5 protein-coding genes are annotated in these 4,179 nt (G+C 72.4%); 2 read left to right on the top strand and 3 right to left on the bottom strand.

Features of this window, described 5'->3' with window-relative positions; all coding sequences use genetic code 11:
- Nucleotides 1–301 precede the first annotated feature (301 nt).
- Entirely contained in the window at nucleotides 302–682 is a 381-nt protein-coding gene (locus VN520_RS26645; RefSeq protein WP_325749489.1) for a hypothetical protein, read from the bottom strand.
- Nucleotides 683–902: 220 nt separating this feature from the next.
- Complete coding sequence (locus VN520_RS26640) at nucleotides 903–1,037, bottom strand: hypothetical protein (RefSeq protein WP_325749488.1); 135 nt, start codon at nucleotides 1,035–1,037, stop codon at nucleotides 903–905.
- A 391-nt stretch (nucleotides 1,038–1,428) separates the two neighbouring features.
- On the opposite strand from VN520_RS26640, the gene VN520_RS26635 reads away from it, so the two are divergent.
- Complete coding sequence (locus VN520_RS26635; protein ID WP_325749487.1) at nucleotides 1,429–2,760, top strand: ROK family transcriptional regulator; 1,332 nt, start codon at nucleotides 1,429–1,431, stop codon at nucleotides 2,758–2,760.
- Nucleotides 2,761–2,828: 68 nt separating this feature from the next.
- Here VN520_RS26635 and VN520_RS26630 read toward each other — a convergent pair whose 3' ends face one another.
- Complete coding sequence (locus tag VN520_RS26630; RefSeq protein ID WP_325749486.1) at nucleotides 2,829–3,614, bottom strand: LacI family DNA-binding transcriptional regulator; 786 nt, start codon at nucleotides 3,612–3,614, stop codon at nucleotides 2,829–2,831.
- Between the two features lie 209 nt (nucleotides 3,615–3,823).
- Here VN520_RS26630 and VN520_RS26625 point away from each other — a divergent pair.
- Nucleotides 3,824–4,179 (top strand): transglycosylase family protein (locus VN520_RS26625; protein WP_325749485.1); only part of this gene is annotated, 356 nt, incomplete at its 3' end.

The raw sequence follows: 4,179 nt of genomic DNA, 5'->3' as shown, positions 1-4,179 counted from the left end.
AAACGGCGGTATCGACGGCATCGACGTCACGGGTGAAGCGCGCCACCTACGGGTGGACCCATCCGTGCGCGGCACGGCCTGGGACCACTCGCTCCACGAGTTCGGCGTCCACCGGAGCCGACCGCTCGCAGAAGCCGCCGCACCGTCCTGTTCCCCGCCGTCGGTGCGGCCGGGAGGTCCGCGGCGGACCATGGATCGTCCGTGGCCCGCCGCGGACTCGCGCATGCGCGCAGCGAGGCCGGGCGCGGCACCCAGGATGCGAAGGGGCGAGGGGCGGAGTGCGATGCCTCGACGCGCACCCTCAGAGGGGCCCCTCCGGGCCCTCGTCACCCGAACTCAGCTCCTCGGCCCGCAGCGCGAGGTCCTGGAGCACATCGGCGGAGGACACGTCCTGCTGACCGGAGTCATGGATCTGGGCGAGCGCGATGAAGGCCAGTGTGAAGGCTCCGACCAGCTGCTCCACGGCGCCGCCGACCTCGCGTCCCACCAGGGCGGCCATCTCCTCGACGGTGGCGTCGGAGGGGATCGCGATGTGCGGCATCGTCTCGTTGAGAAGGGTTGTCACCATGTTTCCGCCTGCGTCCAGGTCACCGCCGCTCGCGTCCTCCTCGGCGTGGCGCTGCATCTCGCCCGCCTCCGTGAGGATGCCGATCACTCGCTTGAGGACTTCGCTCTGCTCCATACGGTGAGCATAAGCGTCAGGTCTCGCCTGCCTGACAGCCCGCCGGTGGTGTGCCGGGCAGCAGATGCCCCCCGTACGCCGGCAGGTGGGGCTGCCGGCGTACGGAGCTCGGACCTGGACCCGGGAAGGGCTCAGGCCGTCTTGAGCGGTCTGTCGTCGGTGAATTCGCGGAGCGGCTCCGCAGGGCGCCGGCCCCCGGCCCTGACGGTGCGGTGCCGGGTCACGTCATCGGCACGCTCACGACGAGCGGGGTGGCCACGGCCTGATTCCAGTGCACGTCGTTCTGAGCCGTGTCCCGGTCGCCGAGGAAGAACTGGGTGAGTTGACGGAAGGTCATCACGATGCCGGCGGTCACCGGGATCGGGCGGATGAGGAGTTCGAGCAGGGACGGGCTCCAGCCTCACCTCGGTCCCGCTCCGCTTCTCGATGTTCTTGGGTCCGGGAGTGAGGATCTTCCTGCCGGCCCCGATGCCCGGGCCCTGGTCGGACGCCCCGGCGCGCCGGCGTCTTCGGTGACTCGTCGCTGCCGCCGGCCGGGGGTGCCCCGCCGCCGCAGCCGGTGGCACCGGCGGCGACGGGCATGGCGAGGGCGGTGGCCGCAGCGGCTCTGAGACGACGCATGCGGGGCGGCCCTTTTCCGGGGAGGACGCGGTCCGGGACCCGCGCGATCTTCCTCGTATTAATTAAAGAGATGAAATAACTGGGTGCCCAGAGCCGGGGTATGTTGCCGGGGCGAAGGGGGCGACATGGCTGAGCGCAGTAGACGGACGGTGCGTGACCTGCGAAGGGGCAATCGGGCGCGGGTGTTGCAACGGTTGTATTTCGACGGACCGTTGAGCCGCCAGGAGCTGGGGCCCGCGACAGGGCTGAGTTCGGGCTCCATCAGCAACGTGGTCACCGAGCTGGCCTCCGAGGGCCTCCTGGAGGAGGCCGGCATCGTCGACTCCGACGGAGGACGCCCCCGCACGTTGCTGCGGATCGCCCCCGGCGGAGGACTGTTCGTGGGCATCGACATCGGTGAGACCCGGGTACGCGTCGAGCTCTTCGACCTCTCGCTGACGGAACTCGCCCGCACCGACCGCCTGCTGGCCCAGCACGGATACGACGTCGAGTGCGTCGTCGGCCATGTCCGTCGGGGTGTCTCCGACGTCCTGCGCGACGCGGGCGCCGACCCCGGCACGCTGCTCGGCATCGGCGTCGGGGTGCCCGGCATCATCGAACGCGACGCCCCGGAGTCCGCGGGCGGCCCGGGTGCGGTCGTCCACGGCCAGACCATCGGATGGAGTGCCGTTCCTTTCGAGCGGCTGCTCCGCGAGGCCGTGGACGTACCTCCGGAGGTGCCGTTCTTCATCGACAACGGTGCGAAGACCCTGGGGCAGGCCGAGATGCGGTTCGGCGGCGGCCGTGGCGCCGGCACGGCCGCCGTCGTCCTGATCGGCTCGGGAGTGGGTGCGAGCGTCAGCCGGGGGGACATCCTCGACGAGGACCTCTCCGACGCGGCCCTGGAGTGGGGACACACCACGGTGCAGCTACGGGGCCGCCGCTGCCGTTGCGGCTCCATGGGCTGCCTGGAGGCGTACGCGGGCGCGGAGGCCATGCGGGAGCGCTGGCAGGAAGCGGGAGGCCCGCTGCCCCCGGACGCCGACGACGAGACCGCCCTTGCCGCACTGCTCGCGGCCGCCTACCCGGGGACCGCCGACGGTGCTCCGGACCCGGTGGCGGTCTCGATCCTCGACGAGACGGCCGAGTGCCTGGGCGCCGCCCTGGCCGACCTGGTCAATCTCTTCCTGCCGGAACGCATCCTGCTCGGCGGCTGGGCGGGTCTGCTCATCGGCCCCCACCTGCTCCCGGAGATCCGCCGGTACGCCCGGGAGTACGCGCTCCGGCACGCGGCCGCCCGCACCACGATCGATCTGGGCCGCCTGGGCCCGGACGCGGTCACGGTGGGTGCGGCGACTCTGCCCCTGTCCGACTTCCTGGCCCGCGGCGGCACCCGCCCCGGGCCGGAATCCCTCCCGGGCGCCACTCCGGCCCGGGACCGCATGATGCCGGGCCGCGGCCGCACCGTGGCCGGCTGAGCGCGAAGGGCATGGGGCCGAAGGGCAGGGGGGCGGAACTCGTGCTCGGGGCGCCCGCCGTCAGGCCCTCAGGCGGAATCCCTCACCACCAGCACCGGTTCGAAGATCACCGATGTCACCGGCCGGTCCGGCACCGCCAGCCGGTCCAGCAGCAGTCCGGCCGTCTCCGCTGCCATGTCCTCCACCGTCTGCCGCACCGTCGTGAGCGGCGGCCGGCAGGCCGAGGCGGCGCTGCTGTCGTCGAACCCGATCACGGAGACGTCCTCGGGGACACGCCTGCCGCGCTCCCGCAGCACATGGCAGGCGCCCGTCGCCATCAGGTCGTTCCCCGCGAACACCCCGTCCAGATCGGGGTGTTCGGTCAGGAGGCGCTCCATCGCCGTCCCGCCGCTCTCCTGGGTGAACTGCCCCTCGACGACAGGCGCACGGGAGACCCCGTGCTGCGCCAGCGCGTCCCGGAAGCCCGCCGGCCTCTCCTGTCCGGCGGACAGGTCCAGCGGTCCGCTGATGGTGACGACCCCCGTCACCACCCGGCCGAAGAACGGGTCGGCGAAGACCTGAGCGGTGAAGCCCCCTTCTCCGGCGGGCCCGGCCCCCTCCTCCGGGCCCGCGGCCCCCGCTCCCGACACCACCGGCGCGACGGCGTCCGTGCGCCGGGTGACCAGGGAGCGAGCCGCGCGGTTGGGCGCGTAGCCGGTGACGGCGACCGCCTGCCGTACAGCCTCCTGGATCGCCGGATCGACGTTGCGCACCCCGTTGATCACTCGTGAGACGGTCGCGCGTGAGACACCGGCCGCCCACGCCACGTCCTCCAGGGTGGGGGCCGCGCCGGCCGGTCGCGGAGCATCCGTCATGACCGCCTTCACAGCACCGGGCGGACAAGTGGGGGAGCGCTCTCCCGCCAGGGCCGGAGGGGGGCGGCCGGGGGTGCCGGTTCCGTTCGCAGGGGTCACGCGCCGGGGCGCGTGGACGGCAGGTGGAGAATGTTCACTTGTCACCACCCGTCGTATGCCCATAAGTTGGCCGCTTGCGACGCGTTCTACTGCAGTGGGGGAGCCCTATCATGGCCGCGAACGGTCGGCACCGCAGATACCAGCCCAGCCGGATCAACCGCGCTTCGCTCACGGTGACAGCGGGAGGCGCGGGCCTCGCGCTCCCGCTTCTCACGGCTGCCTCGGCAGGAGCTGCCCCGGCCGACGTGTGGGAGAAGGTCGCCGCCTGCGAGTCGACCGGAAACTGGCACATCAACACGGGTAACGGCTACTACGGGGGTCTGCAGTTCACCCGGTCGACCTGGGCGGCCTACGGCGGCACGGCCTACGCCGCGCGCGCCGATCTGGCCACCAAGGACCAGCAGATCGCCGTGGCCGAGAAGGTGCTCGACGGGCAGGGCCCGGGAGCCTGGCCGACGTGTTCCGC

The sequence above is a fragment of the Streptomyces sp. genome, assembly GCF_035563135.1.
GTDB lineage: Bacteria > Actinomycetota > Actinomycetes > Streptomycetales > Streptomycetaceae > Streptomyces.
Note: the sequence above shows the minus strand (reverse complement) of the source record. Positions and strands in the feature narration are given on the sequence as shown.

Coding starts and splice junctions, on each gene's coding strand:
- VN520_RS26645 (WP_325749489.1), bottom strand. CDS start 682: ATGGAGCAGAGCGAAGTCCTCAAGCGAGTGATCGGCATCCTCACGGAG.
- VN520_RS26635 (WP_325749487.1), top strand. CDS start 1,429: ATGGCTGAGCGCAGTAGACGGACGGTGCGTGACCTGCGAAGGGGCAAT.
- VN520_RS26630 (WP_325749486.1), bottom strand. CDS start 3,614: ATGACGGATGCTCCGCGACCGGCCGGCGCGGCCCCCACCCTGGAGGAC.